Here is a 21,597-nt window from a genome sequence, read left to right as displayed (position 1 = left end):
TGCTTACAATTTATTATACCTTATAAAATTTATATTACAATAAGTAATATGCCTGACCCAAAGCAATACCACCATCATTAATAGCTGTCTCTTGTTGGTAGTAGTGTTTTATCTTTTCTTTCTCAAGTCCAGATGCTACGAGTTCTAGTAGTGTTTTGTTTTGAAAGACCCCACCGCTCAGTATGACTTCCATCTTCTCTTGCTTTGATATATCTAGGACTATTTGCGCTAGTGTAGTTATGAATCTTGTTACTAATTCTTTGTCAAAAAAGTCAAACTCTATATCTATGATGCCATCAACTATTTTGTACTCAAAGGTTTTAGTTACATCTGGGTTATAGTTTTGCTCACAGATAAGTCCTGCTTCACCCTCATAACTTTGAAACTGCAAGAGGTTTGAAAAACTAGCCATCGCGTCAAAGAGTCTCCCCACTGATGAGCTTAGAGGAGCGTTTAGGTTTTTAGTGTGACTTTGATGCAGGATTTTTATCTCGCTAGCTTTAAAAGAACGTACCAAATCCAAATCAATACTTAGAACTTCATCAAGTGAATAGTTGTCAAAAAGCATACTTAGTGCAACTCGTCTTGGCTCTTTTATAGCTTTTTCTCCACCTAAAAGTTTCAGCTGTTTGAAGCTGTATTTACGCGTTTCACCGACAAATATCTCTCCACCCCAGAGCTTCCCGTCACTTCCATATCCAGTTCCATCAAAACTAAATCCTAAGTAATCACCACTAAGTCCAAACTCAGCTTTACATGCGTATATGTGAGCCAAGTGATGCTGAACCTCTACAAGCTCTTTGTCTTGTTTCTTTGCCCATTTTGTAGTCTCGTAGCTTGGATGCATATCGTGAACTATAACATCAGGTTCAAAGTCATAAAACCTTTTAAAAGTCTCTATAGTTCTTTCAAAAAACTCAAAAGCTTTTAGTGAACCTAAATCCCCAATATGAGGAGATAGTATGATGTTGTCTTCTATAACAAAAGCTATGGCATTTTTAGCGTTTGCACCAACTGCCAAGATTTTCTTTTCACTCTTAAAGGGAAGCTTTATCACCTTTGGTGCATATCCCCGAGATAGTCTTAGCATCTGGGGATTGCCGTTTACTACTTGAACTAAAGAGTCATCTACTCCATTTACTATATCCCTGTCAAAATCAAGTACAAAGTCCACAAATGGAAGTTTCTCTTTTATATCTTGAGCCTTTATGATTATAGGCTCGCTTCCAAGATTCGCACTCGTAGCGACTATTGGGTTTTCAAGATGCTTAAAAAGCAGATGATGTAGAGCTGTATATGGCAAAAAGCAGCCTATTCTATCTATGTTTGGAGCAACTTTATCAGATAATTTCATCTGCGCATCTATAGACTTCTTCAAAATAACTATAGGAGCTTCTTTTGACTTTAGAAGTTCCTGCTCTTTCTTGGATGCAGATGCCAATTGTTTTACCTGTTCTAAATCTTTGCACATGATTGCCAGTGGTTTAGTTGGTCTATTTTTATGGACTCTTAACCTCTCTATGACTTCATCATTTGTTGCATCACATACTATATGAAAACCGCCGAGACCTTTCATGGCAACAATTTTTCCGTTTTTTATAAATTCTGCTGTTTTCTCGATTGTGTCTGTAAGTGTAGGTCCGCAATCATTACATGAAATCGGCTGTGCGTGGTAGCGTCTGTTGAGAGGGTCTGTGTACTCTTCTTCACAAGAGGCACACATTTTAAATTTACTCATAGAGGTATTTTCTCTGTCATAAGGAACAGTTTGAATTATGCTATATCTTGGGCCACAGTTTGTGCAGGTAGTGGCAAAATAATTGTAATATTTCAACTTGTAAGGGGAGTCAGTATCAAATAAGCATTCTTCACAAATCGCCGTGTCAGGTATTACCAATGCTACTTTTGAGCCATTGTTGACACTTAGAGTAGAGTGAATTATTTCAAACTGTTCCCTATAAAGAGGTTTTATCTCTATTTGTTGTATTTTATCAATGTTTGCTAATGGAGGCAGTCTGTCTGAGTTTAGTATCTTCATAAACTCTTCTATTTGAAGGATCTCTCCTTCAAGCTCCAGATCAACACCCTTTTCGCTATTTTTAACAAATCCATTTAGATTTAATTCATTTGCTATCTTGTAGACAAATGGACGAAATCCAACTCCTTGGACTTGCCCAAATATCTTAAAACCAAATCTTTTAGTTGTGAAGTAACTCATTTCCGCCATATCTAATGTTTATCCCATCTACCGGTAATTCTTTGTTGAAATACAGTTCATGATTAATTGAGACTTCTTTATCCAACTTAGAAAATAAATGTTTGTTCCCAAGCAGTGAACCAGATGCAACAACGACATCATTATTCATGTTTTGTTTTATCTCATCAAGCTGACCTGACAAGAACTCTACAAAACTCTCAACCACTCCATATGATAAACATAGACTATCAACTCCGGCAAGTTTAAAAGTCATCGCTGTTCTGATTACCATCAATGGATCCAGATAAACTTTTGATTTAATATTTTGCAATTTGTAATCTATTCTAGGTCCTTTTGTACCTACAAAAGATTTTGCATTATTCTCTAGTATATCTGCTGCTTCATAAATATCATTAGAGTTACTATACCCTAAAACAATGGAAATAATTCCCCATAGTTTATAAATATTTAGCTCTTTTTCATCAAAGATAATCAAAGAAACTTTTTCATAAAGCTCTGGAAATTTACTTTTGTAGTTAGTTAAAAGTTTTATACCTGACTCATTTGTTTCTGCTATTGCTTTAAAAATCTCTGCAACCGAGCTATACTCAGACTTAAAAGACAGGTACTCAATGAGTCCGAACTTCTTACCATATACAAGTATGTTGTTATGAGAATCCTTACTTATGTTGAGTCCAACAACTGTTTTATCTGAAAAGTTATGTTCTTTTATTACAGAGTTAAATGTCCCTATGTACGGGATGACTGCTTCATTTGTAAGCTCAAATATCGGAAGACCTTTAGTACCACGAAGAATAACTATATTTTTTGCACTAACAACACACTCTATCGGCTCCATAGTCTCTTTAAAATCAGCTAAAAGAAGTGCTGTTTCATATTTCATCTCATCTTTAGTTATAAAAACACAATCAACGCCAAGCTTATGCAGCTCTATCATAGTTAAGTGAAGGATAAAATCATCTGCAAGTTTAAACCTTAACAGCTCTTCTTTTACACCTTCAAAGTCCATTTTAAACTTCAAGTTTGTTTTTAAACTAATTAGTGGCTTTTCAATCGCACCTAAAGCAACTGTTTCAGGTGTTGTTACATTTGTGTATTTTGAGATAGTAGCCAGGTCATAACTTAAAATATCAAAAGAGATGTCATTACATTTTTCATTTAGTTTACCTAAGTAATACTCTCCGTAAAATGTATTTACCTTTACTACAGAGTCCCTGCTAATAGCGTTTGCTATTTGCTCAAACAGACTATGATAGTTTCCTCTCTTGCCCTCTGCTTCATATCCACACACTTCACATTCACAAAATGGGTTATAATAGTCTTGGCTTGATTCATCTAAAACCTTGCTCAAACAACTTGGACAAAATGACATAGCTAACTTTTTACTCTGAGGTAAAATAAAGTCATTATCAGGCAGTGCATCTACAACTTTAACTTCTGTGTTACGTAAGAAAATTGAGTGAGGTAACTCTAGAGAAAGCTCATTAGCGAACAGCTCTAACTCGTCACTATCATCAGCTTCAACATATAACTTAATATCTTTGTCTGTTTTAACAAGTCTGCCTTCAAGTTTTGACTCTTCAAGCTTTCTCAGTAATAACTTATCATATACCAATGAAGAGGATGAATACTCAAATAATAGTTCTAATACCATTGTGTGCCCCTTAAGTATGATGTTCTTGCAACTTCTTGCAAAATTGCACCACTATTTTTTAGAGTTGTTTCTACATTTAAATCTTTTAAATAGTTGATGATAGAATGTTCCATTGTCTTACTAGCTTCTAAAACCTCATTTGTAATAGTAAAAGTTGTGTCTTCACCGATTACATAAGGTATGACACCAACGATTTTTACAGGAGGCAGGTCACCTAGCATCTCTATCATTTGAAGAGTTTGAAGCATCTCAACTTCATGAGCGCTTCCTTGCCAAGTGATATAATCAGGAACAGCATCAAAGTCAAAACTGTATACATCTCCGATGTCACCATCAAGAACATTAACACAGTCTATTAACAAGACTCTGTCATAGTCAGTAATAATCGGGATCAATATCTGAGCCAAAGTTCCACCGTCTACAACATTAACGGTATGCTCATCAGATATAAAGTTATATTTTTCATCCAAATAGTTAGCTAAATGAACACCTATTCCCTCATCACCAAATAGCACATTACCTATGCCTAGTATTAATATTTTCATATTTCACCTCTATATATAATAAATAAAATTTTACAAACAATCATTTTAGTCTCATCGTGATTGTTTATAAGATCTTATTTCGTCTAACAAAAGCAAGGAATTCCTTGCTTTTAGCTAGTGTTTTTTATGCCACTTCATACCACTAAATATTGCATCCATTCCGCCTTCTTTTCCAAAGACAGCATTGTAGATTGCCATATAAATATGACCAAGTACAAATAACATTACACCCCATGTAAGTATATGGTGAGTAATACGAACAACTGCAAGTCCACCCATCATAACCTCGATGCTCTTCATAACATCATAAAGGAATGCTCCAAGTCCATCGTGATATACATGAACATACATAATAAGTCCTGTAATAATCAGACCAAATATCATCAGATAAAAGGTAAAATACGCCATAAACTGAAGTGGATTATAAACTCCTCTTAGTTTAGGGTGTTTTGAGATAAGTAAATAGTACCCTATCTGTTGAATCCAAATTTTTGGATTTAAAATATCTTTAAAAGCCGCTCTTTCCATCTCATGTTTTCTTCCAAAGATAAAAAGGTAACTCTTCAATATAATTACCGAAATAAGTACAAATCCAAAAATTATATGCCAAGATCTCATTAGAGCCTGCATAAAGTTTGTCGGATCAGCATTTACTGCTGGTATTAAAAAAGGAACTGCTATATAAAATCCAGTTATTGTTAAAACAACAATTGAAGCAGCTCTAATCCAGTGTTGCCATCTGTAAACAGATGAAAATTCCAACTCTTGTTCTATTTCCTGTTCTATTTCGATATTGTTACTAGCTTCACTAATCATAGCTTCTCCTTTTATACGCTACATCCACCATAAATAGGATCTAGTTTGTACTCACTTAGTTGATTTCCTTTTGTATCCATCACGTGAACTGCACATGCGATACATGGATCATAAGAGTGAATAATTCTGATAATCTCTAATGGTTGTGTTAAATTTTCAATTTTAAGACCGATTAAATCAGCTTCATAAGGGCCTTTAACTCCGTTAGCATCCATAGGTCCTGCATTCCAAGTAGAAGGAACAACAGCCTGATAGTTTTCAACAACACCATTTTTGATTCTAACCCAGTGACTCAACATTCCACGAGGAACATCACCGATACCTCTACCTTTATACTCTTTGTCTTTATCAATAGTATAAGTAGCACAAGTCTCTTGGTCAACTTTTAGATTTTCAATAAGATTGTTAAATGCGATTAGTGCATTATCACCAATTAGTTTTGATTGTAACATTCTTGCTGCTGTTCTACCTAGTGTAGTAAATAGCGCTCCTGCAGGAAGACCTGTAGTTTTTAAGAAATCATTAACAACTTTTTGAACTTTTTTATTGCCTTTTGCATAACTAACAACCATACATGCTAGAGGTCCAACTTCCATTGGCTTACCATCATATCTAGGTGATTTAATCCAAGAGTATTTTTCTTTTTCATTGATTTGCTTAGAGTGAATCATCTTCCCATCTGGTCCAACAGTTTCACCATCTACAAAACCTGTATATTTAGGATCAGTCTCACCATCATACGGGTGAAGTGCTTTATCATTTTGGTACCAAGAGTGTGTTGCTTCTTCAGTAATAAGATCTTCATCAATCTCAAATACTTTACTCAAGTCTCCATCATAGATAATACCGCTCTCAAAAAGTCTATCACCACGGCCTACTATAAAATCTTCATGTGCCATGAAGTTTTTAACACCAGCTGGTTTAACAACTGAGCCTTCAGTTTTATACATCTCTGCTGCCATCACGATATCAGGATAGTAAGCATTGTTTATAAAATTAGCAAGTACTTTAAACTTAGTCATGTATTCACCCATTTTTGCAGGGTTTAGAATATCCATAACACAAGTCACTCCACCAACTGCAAGACTTTGTGGGTGTGGATTTTTACCACCAAAGATAGCTAAAAGTTGAGCAGCTGTTCTTTGAACTTCTAGTGCTTTTAAGTAGTGAGAAAGCGCAATCAAGTTTTGTTCTGGAGTTAATCTATATGTTCCGTGTCCCCAGTATGCGTTAGCAAATGGCCCAAGTCCTTGAGGGTTCTTAGCAAACTTACCTATTTTCTCTTTAACTAATTTAAGTTCATTCTCACCTGTACCGATTGGATTGTCACAATATTTAAATGCCAACTTACTTGCTTTTGCAGGGTCTGCACTAAGTGCTGATACAATATCAACCCAGTCAACACCGTGTAAGTGGTAGAAGTGAACAACATGATCATGAATAAACAGTGCTGCATTCATTAGTGATCTTACTAGCTCAGCATTGTAAGGAATCTTGATTCCTAGTGCATCTTCAACTGCCATAGTACTTTTTAGGTAGTGAGAGTATGTACAAACACCACAGATTCTCTGCATCATTAGAGGTACGTTTCTAGGATCTCTCCCTTTAGCAATTACCTCTAATCCTCTCCATAATGTTGAAGATACAAAAGCATCTACAACAATTCCGTCATCACCAACAATAACCTCGGCTCTTAAGTGTCCTTCTATTCTTGTTATAGGATCAACTATTACTCTTTTTGACATATTAACTCCTCGATTATTCTTTTGGTTTCTTAACAGCTGATATTGCTGCATGTGCTGCGATTCCCACTGCTGTAACAGTAAGTAGTCCTAGACCAATCTTATCTGCCGTTGCATCTGAGCCCAGTCCACCAAATGTTGTGTGAAATAGTCTGTCTGCAAGAGGTTCATGTAAAACACCCATAGTATCCCAGAAATCCGGCTCACTACATCCAGCACAACCATGTCCTGCTTGAACTGGCCAAGATGTACCTTCATTGAACTTCTGTCTAGAACAGTTGTTAAATGTATAAGGACCTTTACAGCCTACTTTATACAGACAGAAGCCATTTTTAGCTCCATCATCACCGAACTGCTCTACGAACTCACCAGCGTCAAAGTGACCACGTCTCTCACACATATCATGGATTCTAAGTCCATAAGCCCACTTTGGTCTGTTGTAAGCATCAAGCGCTGGAAGCGTTCCATAAAGTAGGAAGTGTAATAGTGTTCCAACTATATTGCTTTCACTAGGTGGACAACCAGGTACATTGATAACAGGCTTACTAGTTATGTTACTAAGTGAAGTAGCATTTGTCGGGTTTGGAGCTGCCGCTTGAACACCACCAAATGAAGAACAAGTACCAATCGCAAAAATTGCTGCTGCATGCTCAGAAGCATCTATCGCAGTTTGCTCACCAGTCTTACCATGTCCACCAATTGTCAGGAAGTGAGCACCTTTTCCGTGAGGAATACCACCCTCTACCATTAACACATATCTGTCTTTGTATTTTTCCATAGCATTTTCAAGATTTGCTTCTGCTTGCCAACCGGCTGCTGACATTATCGTCTCTTGATACTCTAAAGATATATGATCAAAAATCAAACTGTCTATACTTGGATTTGCTGATCTTAGTAAAGATTCAGTACAACCAGTACATTCAGCCATGTGCAACCAGATAATAGGAAGTCTATCCGCTACCTCGGCTGCTTTAGCTATCAACGGTGTATAACTCGCTGGAAGCGCTAACATAGCTGTCATAGTACCAGCCCATGTCATAAATTCTCTACGAGAAAACCCATTTTCTTCTATCAATTTTGGAATTGATTTTTGATCATCTAGTTTAGGCAACTTTGATAATTCGTTGACTCTAGCTGACAACTTTTTATATAGAGTGTCACTCACCATAATTTCTCCTTTTGCTCTTCATATTCATAAATGAATAATCATTCAGTAAGAAGTTTATATAAAAATAACTTATGTGTAGCTTAATATTATAATTTAACTGGAGACAGATAAAAGACTAGCTCTGTTATAATATTAACGAATATATGCCAATCTTTTTGAATGATAGTTTTACAGTTGAGTTGTATTTTATAGAGAATATGTTGTATACAAGGGTGATTCCCTTGTTAAATTTTATTTATTGAGAGTTAATGAGTAGTACAAACAGAGCAGACATCAAAAGTCTTAAAGACAAGTTCGGCAGTTTTTACATCTTCTAAACCTATCATCGCTTTTTGTGAAACTCCAAGGTTTTCTTTTGTTCCGTTTCCTAGATTCCACTGGGTTGGAGTTATTATCTCGTAATTTTTTATAACACCATTCTCAATATCAACTTTATGAATAAGAGAACCTCTCGCAGCTTCAACAGCACTCTCTCCAGAACCATTAACCTGAGTAATATCTATCAAAGGCTCTATATATGATGGTTCACTAATATCAAGTTGTTCCAGTAGCTCTTTAGAATGGTTTAGTAGTTGTGGTATCTCACAAACTCTAGCAATTATTCTACTAAAGATATTATCACCATATCTTCTATGGGCATCTTTTACAAGCGGTACTTTATTTATCATTGCACGAGCCAGTGGACCTACTTCATAGTATTTATCTTTGTACATTACATTTTTAGCTAGTGAATTTGGATTGGTATACTCTTTTACGTAGTCTATAGATATGTTATGTGTAGCTATAGTCTTATGAGACTTGCCCTTGGTAAAGTAACTATTCTCTCCAAAAGCTATAAATCTATCGTAAGTTTTTCCATATGATAGATATTTTTTCTTTTTTATACCTTTTAAAATATCAGGTAAATCACCACTCTTTTTTAAAACTTTATCTACATTGTCACATACTAAGAAGTCTTTTGTGTCAGCTTGTACTACATTTGTTTCAAAAAACTTTATAGCTTCTTCTATGTAGTGTTTTACTTTAATAATATCTACTTCAGTTACATCACAAACAACACCGCCGACTATAGCATAAGAAGTGTGCGGATATTGTCCGCCAAATACAGCTATTGCTTTAGCCATAAGTTGACTAGGATATGTAGCTTTGAGTACTTCTTGTTTTTCACCAAAAAGAGGTCTCATAGTAAGATAGAACCATTTAAAATGGTTTTGTATAAGCTCAAAGGTAAGAGTCAGTTCTCTGATTATCTTGGCTTTGTTAGATATCTCTAAGTTTTCATAACAGTCTTCAAGAGCCTGAACCGTAGCTATAAGGTGAGCATGTCCGCATATTCCACAGACTCTGGGGTTAATAACAAGAGCATCTAGAGGAGACTTACCTTTTAGAATTTTTTCTATATTTCTAGCAGTCATAAACTCGATATCTACAAAGTCAATCTTTCCATCTTCGAAACTAAAGTCCAGTTTCGCTTCACCTTCTATCTTTTCTATTAGCTCAATCATCAAATAACTTCTTTTCTAATCTATCTATTGTAAATGCTTTTGTTATACCAGCGAGTGTAAGATATGTTCTTTTTCCTACACCAAGAGGAAGTTCCTGAGGAATACCCATGTTCTTTTTTGTACCAAATAGATTACTTTTTGGAAATCCAGGTTCAGTACATCCCATACAAGGAAGACCTGCTCTGGTTTTTGAGTTTACTTCATTCCAGAGTATTTTGTTACAGCTTCCGTGTGTAAATGGTGCTTGGCATCCATGATCGTAAAACATACAACCTTCAAGCTCACCAAACTTATGATTATCTACTTTATACTCAAAGTATTCATTTCTTGTACATCCGTTATGAATAGTATAGGCGAAGTAATCTTTTGGTCTTAAAAAACTGTCCAGCTGTAAATCAACACTTTTTTTAATAGCGTAGAGAGTATTTACTAAAACTTCCGGATGTACAGGGCAACCTGATAAAGAGATGGTTTTGCCCAACAGATCTTGAAATCTGTCTATTTGTTTTTCTTTTTCAAAGTGTAGTCCGGTTGTATCTTTATAGTCGCTCTCTCTAAAGATTCCACCAAAAGTTGCACAAGTTCCTACTGTAATTATTTTTTTAACTATTTTTGCATACTTTTTGATTATATCTACAACTCTAACATCTGCTCTTTTGATTTCATCAGAGATTGAGCCCTCTATAAGTAATATATCACACTCTATTGTCTCTGAGACAATCTCTTTAAGGCTATAGTTAGAGTCGATTACGGGGTGGTATATGAATTCAAAATCGTTTAGAAATTGTTCCATATATGGATAGTTTAAAAAGGAGTGAGTGTTACCGTTACAAGCTATAGAGCTAAGCCATAACACTCTCACCTTATTATTCATGATCTTTTAAACGCTTAAAGCTTTGTATACATTATATGATATATCATCAACATAATCATCTAACTCTTTAGGTAAAATATTTTCACCTTTTAAAAAAACCATACCACCAAGATAGCCCATAAAAAGTCCAAAAGCACTAAAAAAATCTTGATCTCTCAAGTCTCCACATCTTACACCTTCTTCAAAATAGATCATAATCTCTGTAACAAACTCGTTAACACAGATCATTCCTTCACAGCCCTCTTTAAAGACTTCACGATTTGATAAATAGATTCGTAAAAAATAATCTATCATCTCAGGTTTTTGCATAGCTGTTTCAAAATAAACTTCTATTATTTTTCTAGTTTTTTCTTGAGTAGATATATTTTGTTCATTAATTTCTTTTAATTTATGTCCTAGATATACTGATATGTACTTTATTATCTCTTTGGCAAGGAAATCTTTTGATTTAAAGTAGTTATACATATTACCAACACTCATCTTTAGCGCATTCGCTATGTCAGGAATGGTAGTATTATAAAAACCCTTTACAGAAAAAAGTTCTAATGCACTTTGCATTATCTGTTCTTTTTTTTGTTCTTTTTTACTTAACAATATCTCTTCTCCTTAACTTCTTAGGCAATTATACTATGTCTAATCGTCTAATGCAAAACCTTTTGAGAAGTATGGGTTATTTAGTTGAAACTTGCTTAGTATTCTGCTGTAAAGTACTGTATTTTCGAACATATCGCCCATCATTACAAACTTATCAATTTTAAATTTCGTCTTTAATTGAGTCAAAGTTGAAATAGCCATATCGCCAAGAGCTTCAAAAATAGAGTATGCTAAATAGTGTTCATCAGTATCTGCTAGTTTAAAGCTCATAATAGAACCTAAAAAAGAAACATAATCAAACCCCTCATCACAAAAGGCAGCATCTATCTTTAGTCCACCATTTCCATGAAATTCTAAAGACTTGTCACTCACTGACTCAAAACTTTTATCTTTAAGTTCAAGTATAGATGCAACTGTCTCAAACATTCCATATTCATCATTTTCACGAAGTTCTTGCATAATGTGAGGAAACTTTTTCTCAAAATTTGGAAGAAGTTTAGATTTATTTTCATCATTTGACATCTGCTGCAGTACATCTATTAGTCTAAAATCCTGAAAACTTATAACTTTTTTATGTCCTGTTTCATTTGATACTATAAAAGAAATTCCATGTCTAGTACTTAAATCTGCAGCGATTGAACCTTTAAGAAAGCCTGCTTCTTGTGCAATGTTTAAAAATCTATTGATTTCTTTGTCAGCATCTAATTCTTTTAGCTCTTTTGTTACACCTCTTGCATCTCTTATTACAGTTGTATTATCTTGAACAACAACAACTTTCAGATCATCACTACTCTCAAAAAACAGATATTCAACTTCGCTCTCTCTTGCATTTAGTGCAACTAGATTACTCTTTACACTATATGGTGACTTTATATTTATAAAGTTCTTTCCACTCAGTTCTCTTAAGATTTCATCTTTAATAGTAACTTTGAGAGTCGGTTTTTCTATACTAAATAGTGCTTTTATCTCTTCCTCGGTCATCATAAATAGCCTATTCACACTGTTTGGGTCTACTACTAAAAGATCACTTCCTTCGCTATAGTGTGGAGAATAATATTTAGAGTCCAAGAACTCTTCATTAGCCTCGTTTGAGTAGTGCGTACACTTTAGAGAATCATTTAAATAGTCTTCACTTGCCGGATCTGTTAATTTTTCTAAGCATCTAGGACATGCTGATATATTATAAGTTGGTGATTTAAAATCTGATTCTAAACTATCAGAATCAACCTGTATAGTCTGTATATCACCTAGGAACAAAGAGTGAGCCAGATATTTATTTGAGAGTTGGCTAAAGTCAGCTATTGCTTGTGCATTTGTGTCATCTAACCTCATAACTATAGAATCATCAGCTTGAGAGATACTTCCGACAATGCCACTCTCTTTAATCATAGATTGTAAAAATCCTGCAAAATATTTACTGTCGCTTTTATATTTAATTACTTGCTTGATAGCCATTTTTAAACTCACTTTGTGGATTTGCATATTTTTCTATAATATCATCTAGCAGTACAGTCTCGGGATTTCTTTTGTACTTTATACCGGACCTGTCTAACTCATCTACTGCTGCTTCTATTAAGTTATGGAACTTATCTTTCATCTCGTTCGTCAGACCAATATTTACACTTGCAATATCTTTTGGAATAATACCTATGATATTTACATCTGCCATTTTTTCCAAGAGTGAGCATATCTCTAGCATCTCTATGATCTCTACTTCATGGGCAGTCTGTTTATAACTTCCTAGACCTAGTAACTCTTCTGATGGTAAGTTATAAATAGAACCTACCTCATCATCCATAGTTATAGTATCAAGGATTATCACCTTATCATAGTCTTGATAGTATGTCATTAGTTGAAAGCCCAGTACTCCGCCATCAACTAATGTCACATCATCTGTAAATGTAAAATTTTCTTCTATATACCTTGAAGCGTATACACCTACACCCTCATCTTGGTAAATTATTGTACCCGCACCAACGATTGCTATTTTCATTATAAATATACTCCATGATTTTTGCCTAAACGGCTAGCTAGCCAAAGGAAACTTATTCCTTTGGCGTACAAATAGTTACTTTTCTTCTACAAATTTGTTTCCACCAACAACGATGTTGATATCACCCTCTTTCCAGAAGATTGTTCTCCATATTTGATAATAAACATGAAACATCACCCATACAAGAATTGCATACATAGTATAGTGGTGTGAGATTCTCACATCCATATATGTTCCACCTGTCACAGCCACCGTCCAATCAGTTGTCAAGTGAAGTATAGCAGGCCACCATGCTCCAATAGAACTGATTCCAGATGCAAGTCCATGTACATACAATTGCAGTCCTGTAAATAGCATCCAGACTAACAACATATGAAATACAAAGAAAAATACAGAGTTAAAACTATCTGTATGAGATGAATCAAACTCTTTTACACGATTAAGTGTAATCAAGTTAATAAGTACATCTACAAACTCTTTTACATTTTTAGCATTTGGAATTAACTTTTTATAAGGCTTTTCAAATCTTGAAAAAAAGTACAAATAAGCCACAATAACACTACTAACATCAAAGATGATAGCAACTATGAGGTGCCCTAATCTATTCCACGCCATTACATACTTGTCAACCGCAGGATCTGCGATAAAACTTTGATAATATGGATGACCGATATATAGACCAGTCACTACTGCAACGATCATAGAGATAGCAACCACCCAGTGGTTTATTCTCATAAACCCAGTCATCCTCTCAACTTTTTTATAACTCATGATGGGCTCCTTTAAACGGCGCAGCTAGTGTTTACTTTAAAACTACTAAGCTCTCTTCTTTTTGTATCCACTATATGTACAGCACATGCTATACAAGGGTCAAAACTGTGTACAGTTCTTAGTATCTCCAGTGGTTGTTCAGGGTCTGCTACTTTAGTGCCAATAAGCGCTGATTCATAAGCACCTTTTCTATCTTTGTAGTCTCTTGGAGCTGCATTCCATGTTGATGGTACAACCGCCTGATAATTCTCAATCTTACCATCTTTAATAACTACCCAGTGTCCTAAACCACCACGAGGTGCCTCAGCCATACCGAAACCTCTAGCATCTTTAGAAACTTCTTCAAAATCGAACTCTGTCCAAGTACTAATATCACCAGATGCAACATTAGCAGCTAACTCATCAACCCAACCCATCATAACATCAGCCATAAGTTCAGTCTCAATTGCACGAGCGGCTGTTCTTCCTACAGTTGAGAAAATAACAGATGCCGGAGCAGCAGTTTTAAGACCTAAAGTTTTCCCAAGTTTAGTTAAAAAACCAACAGCATACTTAGTAATATTTTTATCACCTGCAGCAAGACCGACAGCTATTCTAGCTAGTGGACCTACTTCCATTCTTGTATCATCATATAGTGGTGACTTAATCCAAGAATATTTTTCTTTAGTTTTTAGATACGCATAACCATCCGCTTTTTTTTCTAAACCAGTATAATTAGGCTTTGTCTCACCCTCAAATGGGTGAAGACCTTTGTCATTTTCACCTTCATACCATGCATGTGAAACATCTTCAGTAATCTTAGTTTGATCTAGTGGATAAAGTTTAGACAAATCACCATTTAGTACTACACCGCTAGGAAATAGTTGAGATGATGTGTAAAAACCTGTATCATCAAGTTTAAAGTCCCCATAACTCATATAGTTTTTTAATCCTGAACCAGTTCCATCAAGAGCTTCATCTGCATAAACAGTACCCGCCATTAAAACATCTGCAAGATATGCATTCTTAATAAATTTTCTAAACTTATTTAAAAGTGATTTAAACTCAGCAATTCTTGCAGGATTTTGAATATCAGCAACACAGGTTACTCCACCAACTACTAGTGATTGAGGGTGAGGCATTTTGCCACCAAAAATTGCCATCATCTTAGAAGCATCTCTTTGCATATCTAGTGCTTGTAAATAGTGAGCAACTGCAACTAGATTTTGTTCAGGTGATAGTTTATAGTTTTTATTTCCCCAATACGCATTTGAAAAAATTCCAAGACGACCCTGCGCAACAAACTTACCTACTCTTTCTTGAATAGCTCTGAGTTCACCCTCACCAGCTCCATGAGGAGTCTCAGTCCACTTTAGTGCTTCTGCAGCTGCCAGTTTTGGGTCAGCTTTAAGTGCAGCTGTGATATCTACCCAGTCAAGTGCATGAAGATGATAAAAGTGTACAACGTGATCGTGTATATATAAAGCCCCCTGAATCAGATTTCTTACTATTCTTGCATTTTTAGGAATACTCAATTTAAAAGCATCTTCAACTGCTTCAATACTTCTTTGATAATGAGTTCCTGTACAAACACCACATATCCTCATAGCAAGAAGACCTGCATCTCTCGGGTCACGACCTTTTAAAATAGTCTCAATTCCCCTAAACATCGTAGAACTTGCAAATGCATCTGTAATAACATTGTTTTCATCTATCACAGCTTCTATTCTTAAATGTCCTTCAATCCTTGTTATCGGATCTACTATTATATGTTTACTTGCCATCTATTCTTCCCCCTCTTTTTTTCCAGCTAAAGCACTTGCTGCTGCATGAATACCGATACCAATACCAGTTGCTGTAAGCAGTCCTAGACCAAACTCATCTACAGTTTTTTCTACTCCGCCACCTGGAGCTTTAAAGTGGGTATCTGCCATTGGTCTTTCTTGAGCATATTTATCCCAGAACTGTGGTTCAGAACAACCTATACAACCGTGTCCTACACCAATAGGCCAGTTTGTACCGCTGTTATATCTAACTATAGAACAGTTGTTAAATGTCATAGGACCTTTACAGCCCATCTTATAAAGACAGAAATTGTTTTGAGCACCTTTATCTCCCCACTCTTCTACAAACTCACCTGCATCAAAATGTGCACGTCTCTCACAGTTATCATGGATTCTATATCCAAATGCAAACTTAGGACGATTAAGGTGATCTAGTTCTGGAATTTGTCCTGAAAGTACATAATGAAGAATAGTTCCTGTAATATTTGCAGGATTTGCAGGACAGGCTGGAATGTTGATGATAGGCTTGCCACGAACAACATCTTGAACACCAACTGCACCTGTTGGATTTGGAGATGCTGCCGGAACACCGCCAAAAGTCGCACAAGTACCAACTGCTACAACAGCAGCACTATCTTTTGCAACATGCTTTAGATGATCCACAAAAGTTTCAGCTTTAGCACCAATAGTACCGTATAAACCATTCATAGCTAAAGGGATTGAACCTTCAACTACACAAAGATATTTACCTTTAAATGTATGCATAGCCTCTTCAAGATGTGCTTCAGCCTGATGACCGGCTGCCGCCATAATTGTTTCATTGAACTCTAAGGAAATAGTTTCGAGTATAAGTTCATCAATAGTTGGAGCATCACTTCTTAGAATTGCTTCGGAATTGCCTGCACAATCCTGAAGCTCAATCCAAATAACAGGAATTCTATTCATAAGGGTAGCTGCTTTAGCGATAAGAGGAGTAAAATTTGAGGGCAGCATTAAAGCTGCACAAGCTGCACTTGCCCACTTCATAAAATCTCTTCTGTCTAAACCTTCAGCCTCTAAAACACTCTCTATGTTTACTTTAGATGCTGCAGGCGACTTTTCTAACTCTTCCAAACGTAGTGTCATTATTTTCATTAAAGAATCATAATACTCAGAACCGTGGTTAGTCTTAACCTTTGATCCTTTAGCACTAAACATCTTCGCTAAGGCCTCTCTTTTTTCAATCATAATCTACTCCTTATCTTAGAAATCAAGCTTATGAATATACATTCATTCATATTCTTGTATTAAATACAAACTTAAGTCATACTTATATATTGCTAATTAAAAAGAAAGCTATATTATAATAATTTCAAAAGATACTCTAGAATCATTTTAAACAAATAAAGATGTTTTTTGCTAAAAGTGTGCAGTAAATATATAAAAGAATATTAGTGAAGTATAAATCTATTAATATTATCTTTATACTCATAGGATAGCTTGTATCCACTGGCATTTAAAATGTTATTTATAATGTAAAAACCCAATCCAAAACTTTGGTTTGATTTTACATTCTCACCACTAAAAAATGGTTCATAATACTCTTCTAATGGGTGTTGTAATTCTTTACCTATATTTTCAAAAATAATTTTCTTAGCATCTGTTTTTATAACTACTTTTTTTTCAGGAGAATACTTGATGCCATTGTCAATAAAATTTTTAATAGCTATCGAGAAGAGTTTAAAGTCAACACTTATTTTAATATCTTCAAATTCTGACACAACATTATTTTCATCACACATGAGAAGATCAATAGCATTATCAATAATATCTGTTAAGTGATACTCTTTTTTTTGCAATACTTTTTTAGTAGATATTAACTCTTCTATAGATGCAAACTCACTTATGAGCGATTCAAGTCTGTAAAACACTTTTTGCATCTTGGAATTATTTTCCTTATTTTGAGGAAGTTCTGTTAAAAACTTACCCTTTGTTATAGGTGTCTTTAGTTCATGCATTATATTTCGTATGAAAACATTTCTGGACTCTTTTAACTTTTTTAGTTTTTTAGCTGATTTATCAAACTCATTTGCAAGAAGTGATATCTCATCTTTTTTCTCACTTGCACACGAGATATCAAACTCTTCATCTCCAAAGTTTTGAACTTTATCTTTTAGAGTGTTTAATGGTCTTAACTTTTTTAGTGTTGTTATATATAAAAATACAAATGTTAAAAATATAACTGCAAAGATAATTAGAATAGTTCCTCTATAACTCTCAGATGGATTGTCATTTTCTAAAATAATATTTCCTCTTCTGGTCTGAATATATACATAGTATTTATTAACTAAACTAAATTGTTGCATTTTCATTCTGCCTCTACCTCTTGTATGAGACTCTACATATTTAACATTTGGATTATTAAGTATTTTTCTTTGCTGGATAGGGTCTATTATTATTGAGTAGTTGATTAGCTTCAAGTCTTCTTCTAGTTCTTGTGTCAAACCATGATGTTTAAAATCTCTCAAAAAGAGGTTAGTAGCTTCCATGCCTTTTTTAAGCATGGACAATTCTTCTCTTTTTTCACTAACTTTGTAAAAAATACCAAAACTGACTAGTACAAGTATTAACGCAATGATAAAAGTAATAGTTATTGTAAAGATTATTGAATTTTTATTCATTCTACTAATTTATACCCCACACCTCTGATAGTTAAAAAGTACTCTGGTTTTTTAGAATCTTCTTCTATCTTATGTCTTATCCTATTTATAATTACCGCTATGCTTCCACTATCTTCATCAGAGTTTAAAAAATCACAACTATCAAGAATATCATATCTTGAAACTACAAAACCTTTTCTTTTGCACATTAAAGACATTATCTGAAATTCTGCGGGAGTGAACTTTATAAACTTACCGTCCTTTTTTATCTCTTGTTTTGCTTCATCCAAGACAAATACTTCTTTTACTTCTTCTAATTTTGGCATCTGCTTATTAAAACGTCTTAGGATTGTTTTTATCCTAACTTCTAGTTCCCTTGGATCGTAAGGTTTTGGAAGGTAGTCATCAGCTCCGAGTTCAAGTGCTATAACTTTATCGGTTATATCACTTCTGGCACTAGATATTATAATGGGGATATTATACTTTGTAACAAGTTCTTTACAAACTTCCAATCCATCCATGCCAGGAAGAGTCAAATCTAATATGATTAAATCAAACTCCTCTAAAGCAATAGCACTTAAAGCTATAAATGGGTCTTCAAAGTTTGTAACTGAGATATTAAACTTTGAGAGATACTGAGTTAGTACTTCTGCTAACTCACTATCATCTTCTACCATTGCAATTTTTAGCATTACAATTCATACCTTTTTTCATTCTATTTTTTTTCATGATATCTCTCATATCAAGCATAGTTTTTAAGTCTTTCTTTTGTGCAGAGTTAAGAACAGTATATATTTTTTCAATCATATCAGCTCTTACTTCAATTCTACCATCTCTTCTCTCTTTTGCCAATTTAATAAACTCTTTTTTATCAAAAGCTGTATCTGTAAATGCATCATGAGGATTAGGCATACCTGTCTTGCTCTTTTTGACGATAGCTACGACCTTAGTTCTTTGTTCTGGAGTAAGATCAAGTTTCATAACCATCTTAATAAACGTATGTTTACCATTGTGGTGCGCTTGACCTTTCATCATTTTGCCTTGTTTATTACACTCAATCTTTTTTCCTTGTTGCATCTGTCCTTGTCCATTGAACGCTAGTAGCGATGACGCTAATAATGCTGTTGCTGTTAAACCTAAAATAATTTTCTTGTTCATAATGAACTCCTTTTGTTTGATGTCATAAGTATAGTGTTTTGAGATTAACGAAATTTTAATTTGAGTTTAACGAAGTCTTAACGAGATGTGAGCTTTTATTAAAATTTGTATGCGTACATAAGAGAACCATAAGTATCTGCTGAACCTTGTTGGTAAGTGTATGGCGATTGTGACTGATAAGAGTATGAGATTTTATGAACTTCATAATACAACTCTGCACCAACATAGAGTGAACCATTAATAGTTCTTAGGCTTAAATCGTATCCATCATTTTTAGCCTCATCAATTACTCCCGAATAAGCAATTATTTTCCCATTTATTCCAGCACTCAATGACCATCCAAAACTATCACGCTTTTTATCTATTTCTAAAAGACCTGCTTCTTCTCTAAGATAAGGGTAATGGACATTAAAATTTTGAATATAATTATCTCCTATTCGAAACATTGTACCGGAAAAAATATTTGTCTCAAAATTACCCAACTCAAAACCATAATGATTAAACCAGTCCATTTTCAAACCACTTTGTGTCTTAGACTTCCAACTTACATATCCATTTCTAAAGAGGGTATTAACTGTATATTCTGTTCCTATCTGAGTATCCCATCCTTTTGCGTAAGAATTACCAATGATAGAGTGAAAAGTATTTTGTGTCTGCTTAGAACCTGATTCTTCTCCAATTACACCAAAGTCAATCCTATACTCACTAAAACTATCATAATCACGCTCAAAAAGATACAAGCTAATTGCCAAATAACCGACATATGGAATTTCATTATATTGGGGTGTAGATATTGTTACATCTTTTGGAGTCATTATTGACTGAGAGAGGCTTAAGCCTGCATTATAACATTTAGAGTTATCAAGTCCATTCGATGATACGGCTTTAAATGCGTCTATCATTAACTTACTATATCTACTGGAGCTATTATGCTCATATGTATCATCTAACCAGCTAAGCGCTACACCATGTGTAAAGTGTTGGTCAGTGCCTGCAAAAAAATCATTATAAAATTGAAATGAGATGTAATCAGCATCCATAGTCGATGCTAAGACTAGAGATAGTAATTTAGTTGTATGATTCATACATCAATTCTATCTAATTAGTTCTGTTGAAGGTCTTATAGTTTACTTTACTACAAGAGTCCCATATTAATAGTACTTAAAACCGGTATGAATATATAAATCCACCAAATATATCTCTAGAATTTTCTTGTGTAGAGTATTTTGTTGGAGTTTGATAAAAAAGTGTTACTTTGTGATTTTGATAAAATAAGTCGGTGCCCGTATACAAAGAACCGTAAAATACCTTTTTATCCATTTCATAGCCCTCATCACGGGCTTCTTCTACCAGATATGAGTATGCCTGTAATGATCCAGTAACCCCTGTGCTTATAGACCATCCAAAATCATTGTTTCTCTTTTTTAATTGCAACGAAGATGCTTCTTGTTGCAATAATGGGGCTTGAACATTAAAACTTCTGCTATAGTTATTGCCTATACGAAACATACTCCCTGCAAAAACACTTGTTTCGAAATTCCCTAGATTAGTACCAAAATGGTTAAACCAGTCCATTGAGAAAGAGCTTTTTTTGTTATATTCCCAGCTTATTTCACCATACTGTAACATAACCTCAACACTATATTGTGTTTTCAACTGGGTATCCCAACCTTTAGCATTTTCATTACCTATAAGGGAGTGAAATTCATTTTGTATCTCTTCTCCTCCTGCATAGTCTCCTATAACACCAACACTTAGACGATACTCATTAAAACTGTTATCATCCCATTCAAAAATAAATAATGCTAAATCTAAATAGGCAGCATATGGGGAGTCATCATATTGAGGAGTGGAGAGTGAGACATCCTCAGGAGTAAGTATTGCCTGAGAAATACTCACACCTGTATTATACTTTTTTGATTTCTCAAGACCATGTATATTTACAACATTGAAGAGACCGAGCATAAATCTACTGTAAAAAGATATAGAACTATCAACTTTATGCTCGTAAGTATCATCTATCCAACTAAGAGCAAAACCATTTGAATAGTGTCTATCAGTTCCGGCAAAAAAATCATTGTTAAATTGAAATGATACTTGATCTGCACTTAGAGTAGATGCAAAGGCTAAAAATAATAATTTAGTTATGTTTTTCAT

Annotated in this window: 19 protein-coding genes; all 19 read right to left on the bottom strand. The window is 34.5% G+C overall.

What is annotated here, in order from left to right; translation table 11 throughout:
- Positions 1–34: 34 nt before the first annotated feature.
- The gene (gene hypF / locus ACLHDE_RS04960) at positions 35–2,218 is read right to left on the bottom strand and encodes a carbamoyltransferase HypF (RefSeq protein WP_415398513.1); all 2,184 of its coding nucleotides are present in this window, start codon (positions 2,216–2,218) and stop codon (positions 35–37) included.
- Positions 2,199–3,872, bottom strand: a complete 1,674-nt coding sequence (locus ACLHDE_RS04955) for a hydrogenase (RefSeq protein WP_415398098.1) — start codon at positions 3,870–3,872, stop codon at positions 2,199–2,201. Before ACLHDE_RS04955 ends, hypF begins: the two co-directional genes overlap by 20 nt.
- Positions 3,863–4,417 carry a HyaD/HybD family hydrogenase maturation endopeptidase gene (locus ACLHDE_RS04950; RefSeq protein WP_415398097.1) on the bottom strand — a complete coding sequence of 185 codons (555 nt, stop codon included), beginning with the start codon at positions 4,415–4,417 and terminating at the stop codon, positions 3,863–3,865. The genes ACLHDE_RS04955 and ACLHDE_RS04950 overlap by 10 nt, the downstream gene beginning before the upstream one ends.
- A 114-nt stretch (positions 4,418–4,531) precedes the next feature.
- Positions 4,532–5,233 carry a Ni/Fe-hydrogenase, b-type cytochrome subunit gene (gene cybH / locus ACLHDE_RS04945; RefSeq protein ID WP_415398096.1) on the bottom strand — a complete coding sequence of 234 codons (702 nt, stop codon included), beginning with the start codon at positions 5,231–5,233 and terminating at the stop codon, positions 4,532–4,534.
- 11 nt (positions 5,234–5,244) lie between these two features.
- A complete protein-coding gene (locus ACLHDE_RS04940; RefSeq protein ID WP_415398095.1) occupies positions 5,245–6,978 on the bottom strand; it encodes a nickel-dependent hydrogenase large subunit in 1,734 nt (577 codons plus the stop codon).
- A gap of 13 nt (positions 6,979–6,991) precedes the next feature.
- Entirely contained in the window at positions 6,992–8,143 is a 1,152-nt protein-coding gene (locus tag ACLHDE_RS04935; RefSeq protein ID WP_415398094.1) for a hydrogenase small subunit, read from the bottom strand.
- 245 nt (positions 8,144–8,388) lie between these two features.
- The gene (locus tag ACLHDE_RS04930; protein ID WP_415398093.1) at positions 8,389–9,648 is read right to left on the bottom strand and encodes a nickel-dependent hydrogenase large subunit; all 1,260 of its coding nucleotides are present in this window, start codon (positions 9,646–9,648) and stop codon (positions 8,389–8,391) included.
- On the bottom strand, positions 9,641–10,441 hold the full coding sequence (locus ACLHDE_RS04925) for a hydrogenase (RefSeq protein ID WP_415398092.1): 801 nt from the start codon (positions 10,439–10,441) through the stop codon (positions 9,641–9,643). Before ACLHDE_RS04925 ends, ACLHDE_RS04930 begins: the two co-directional genes overlap by 8 nt.
- Positions 10,442–10,528: 87 nt before the next feature.
- The gene (locus tag ACLHDE_RS04920; protein ID WP_415398091.1) at positions 10,529–11,116 is read right to left on the bottom strand and encodes a TetR/AcrR family transcriptional regulator; all 588 of its coding nucleotides are present in this window, start codon (positions 11,114–11,116) and stop codon (positions 10,529–10,531) included.
- A 39-nt stretch (positions 11,117–11,155) separates the two neighbouring features.
- Positions 11,156–12,571, bottom strand: coding sequence for a hydrogenase (locus ACLHDE_RS04915; protein WP_415398090.1), 1,416 nt, complete (start codon positions 12,569–12,571; stop codon positions 11,156–11,158).
- Positions 12,549–13,109: a HyaD/HybD family hydrogenase maturation endopeptidase gene (locus tag ACLHDE_RS04910; RefSeq protein ID WP_415398089.1), complete on the bottom strand. Its 561-nt coding sequence runs from the start codon at positions 13,107–13,109 to the stop codon at positions 12,549–12,551. The genes ACLHDE_RS04915 and ACLHDE_RS04910 overlap by 23 nt, the downstream gene beginning before the upstream one ends.
- Positions 13,110–13,184: 75 nt before the next feature.
- Positions 13,185–13,880, bottom strand: a complete 696-nt coding sequence (locus ACLHDE_RS04905; RefSeq protein ID WP_415398088.1) for a cytochrome b/b6 domain-containing protein — start codon at positions 13,878–13,880, stop codon at positions 13,185–13,187.
- 11 nt (positions 13,881–13,891) lie between these two features.
- Entirely contained in the window at positions 13,892–15,643 is a 1,752-nt protein-coding gene (locus tag ACLHDE_RS04900) for a nickel-dependent hydrogenase large subunit (protein WP_415398087.1), read from the bottom strand.
- A complete protein-coding gene (locus ACLHDE_RS04895) occupies positions 15,644–16,870 on the bottom strand; it encodes a hydrogenase small subunit (protein ID WP_415398086.1) in 1,227 nt (408 codons plus the stop codon).
- Between the two features lie 203 nt (positions 16,871–17,073).
- On the bottom strand, positions 17,074–18,303 hold the full coding sequence (locus ACLHDE_RS04890; RefSeq protein WP_415398085.1) for an ArsS family sensor histidine kinase: 1,230 nt from the start codon (positions 18,301–18,303) through the stop codon (positions 17,074–17,076).
- Positions 18,300–18,974, bottom strand: coding sequence for a response regulator transcription factor (locus tag ACLHDE_RS04885; RefSeq protein WP_415398084.1), 675 nt, complete (start codon positions 18,972–18,974; stop codon positions 18,300–18,302). Before ACLHDE_RS04885 ends, ACLHDE_RS04890 begins: the two co-directional genes overlap by 4 nt.
- On the bottom strand, positions 18,946–19,440 hold the full coding sequence (locus ACLHDE_RS04880; RefSeq protein WP_415398083.1) for a Spy/CpxP family protein refolding chaperone: 495 nt from the start codon (positions 19,438–19,440) through the stop codon (positions 18,946–18,948). The genes ACLHDE_RS04885 and ACLHDE_RS04880 overlap by 29 nt, the downstream gene beginning before the upstream one ends.
- Before the next feature lie 98 nt (positions 19,441–19,538).
- A complete protein-coding gene (locus ACLHDE_RS04875) occupies positions 19,539–20,525 on the bottom strand; it encodes a lipid A deacylase LpxR family protein (protein WP_415398082.1) in 987 nt (328 codons plus the stop codon).
- Between the two features lie 76 nt (positions 20,526–20,601).
- On the bottom strand, positions 20,602–21,597 hold the full coding sequence (locus ACLHDE_RS04870; RefSeq protein WP_415398081.1) for a lipid A deacylase LpxR family protein: 996 nt from the start codon (positions 21,595–21,597) through the stop codon (positions 20,602–20,604).

The sequence above is a fragment of the Sulfurimonas iocasae genome (genome assembly GCF_047716755.1).
Classification (GTDB): domain Bacteria; phylum Campylobacterota; class Campylobacteria; order Campylobacterales; family Sulfurimonadaceae; genus Sulfurimonas.
This window is presented reverse-complemented; position numbering and strand designations above follow the sequence as displayed.

What these genes read in the sequence shown, in the direction of transcription:
- ACLHDE_RS04940 (WP_415398095.1), bottom strand. Translation starts at nt 6,978, where the DNA reads ATGTCAAAAAGAGTAATAGTTGATCCTATAACAAGAATAGAAGGACAC.
- ACLHDE_RS04930 (WP_415398093.1), bottom strand. Translation starts at nt 9,648, where the DNA reads ATGATTGAGCTAATAGAAAAGATAGAAGGTGAAGCGAAACTGGACTTT.
- ACLHDE_RS04915 (WP_415398090.1), bottom strand. Translation starts at nt 12,571, where the DNA reads ATGGCTATCAAGCAAGTAATTAAATATAAAAGCGACAGTAAATATTTT.
- ACLHDE_RS04890 (WP_415398085.1), bottom strand. Translation starts at nt 18,303, where the DNA reads ATGAATAAAAATTCAATAATCTTTACAATAACTATTACTTTTATCATT.
- ACLHDE_RS04900 (WP_415398087.1), bottom strand. Translation starts at nt 15,643, where the DNA reads ATGGCAAGTAAACATATAATAGTAGATCCGATAACAAGGATTGAAGGA.
- ACLHDE_RS04885 (WP_415398084.1), bottom strand. Translation starts at nt 18,974, where the DNA reads ATGCTAAAAATTGCAATGGTAGAAGATGATAGTGAGTTAGCAGAAGTA.
- ACLHDE_RS04950 (WP_415398097.1), bottom strand. Translation starts at nt 4,417, where the DNA reads ATGAAAATATTAATACTAGGCATAGGTAATGTGCTATTTGGTGATGAG.
- hypF (WP_415398513.1), bottom strand. Translation starts at nt 2,218, where the DNA reads ATGAGTTACTTCACAACTAAAAGATTTGGTTTTAAGATATTTGGGCAA.
- ACLHDE_RS04870 (WP_415398081.1), bottom strand. Translation starts at nt 21,597, where the DNA reads ATGAAAAACATAACTAAATTATTATTTTTAGCCTTTGCATCTACTCTA.
- ACLHDE_RS04880 (WP_415398083.1), bottom strand. Translation starts at nt 19,440, where the DNA reads ATGAACAAGAAAATTATTTTAGGTTTAACAGCAACAGCATTATTAGCG.
- ACLHDE_RS04955 (WP_415398098.1), bottom strand. Translation starts at nt 3,872, where the DNA reads ATGGTATTAGAACTATTATTTGAGTATTCATCCTCTTCATTGGTATAT.
- ACLHDE_RS04910 (WP_415398089.1), bottom strand. Translation starts at nt 13,109, where the DNA reads ATGAAAATAGCAATCGTTGGTGCGGGTACAATAATTTACCAAGATGAG.
- ACLHDE_RS04895 (WP_415398086.1), bottom strand. Translation starts at nt 16,870, where the DNA reads ATGATTGAAAAAAGAGAGGCCTTAGCGAAGATGTTTAGTGCTAAAGGA.
- ACLHDE_RS04905 (WP_415398088.1), bottom strand. Translation starts at nt 13,880, where the DNA reads ATGAGTTATAAAAAAGTTGAGAGGATGACTGGGTTTATGAGAATAAAC.
- cybH (WP_415398096.1), bottom strand. Translation starts at nt 5,233, where the DNA reads ATGATTAGTGAAGCTAGTAACAATATCGAAATAGAACAGGAAATAGAA.
- ACLHDE_RS04935 (WP_415398094.1), bottom strand. Translation starts at nt 8,143, where the DNA reads ATGGTGAGTGACACTCTATATAAAAAGTTGTCAGCTAGAGTCAACGAA.
- ACLHDE_RS04875 (WP_415398082.1), bottom strand. Translation starts at nt 20,525, where the DNA reads ATGAATCATACAACTAAATTACTATCTCTAGTCTTAGCATCGACTATG.
- ACLHDE_RS04925 (WP_415398092.1), bottom strand. Translation starts at nt 10,441, where the DNA reads ATGGAACAATTTCTAAACGATTTTGAATTCATATACCACCCCGTAATC.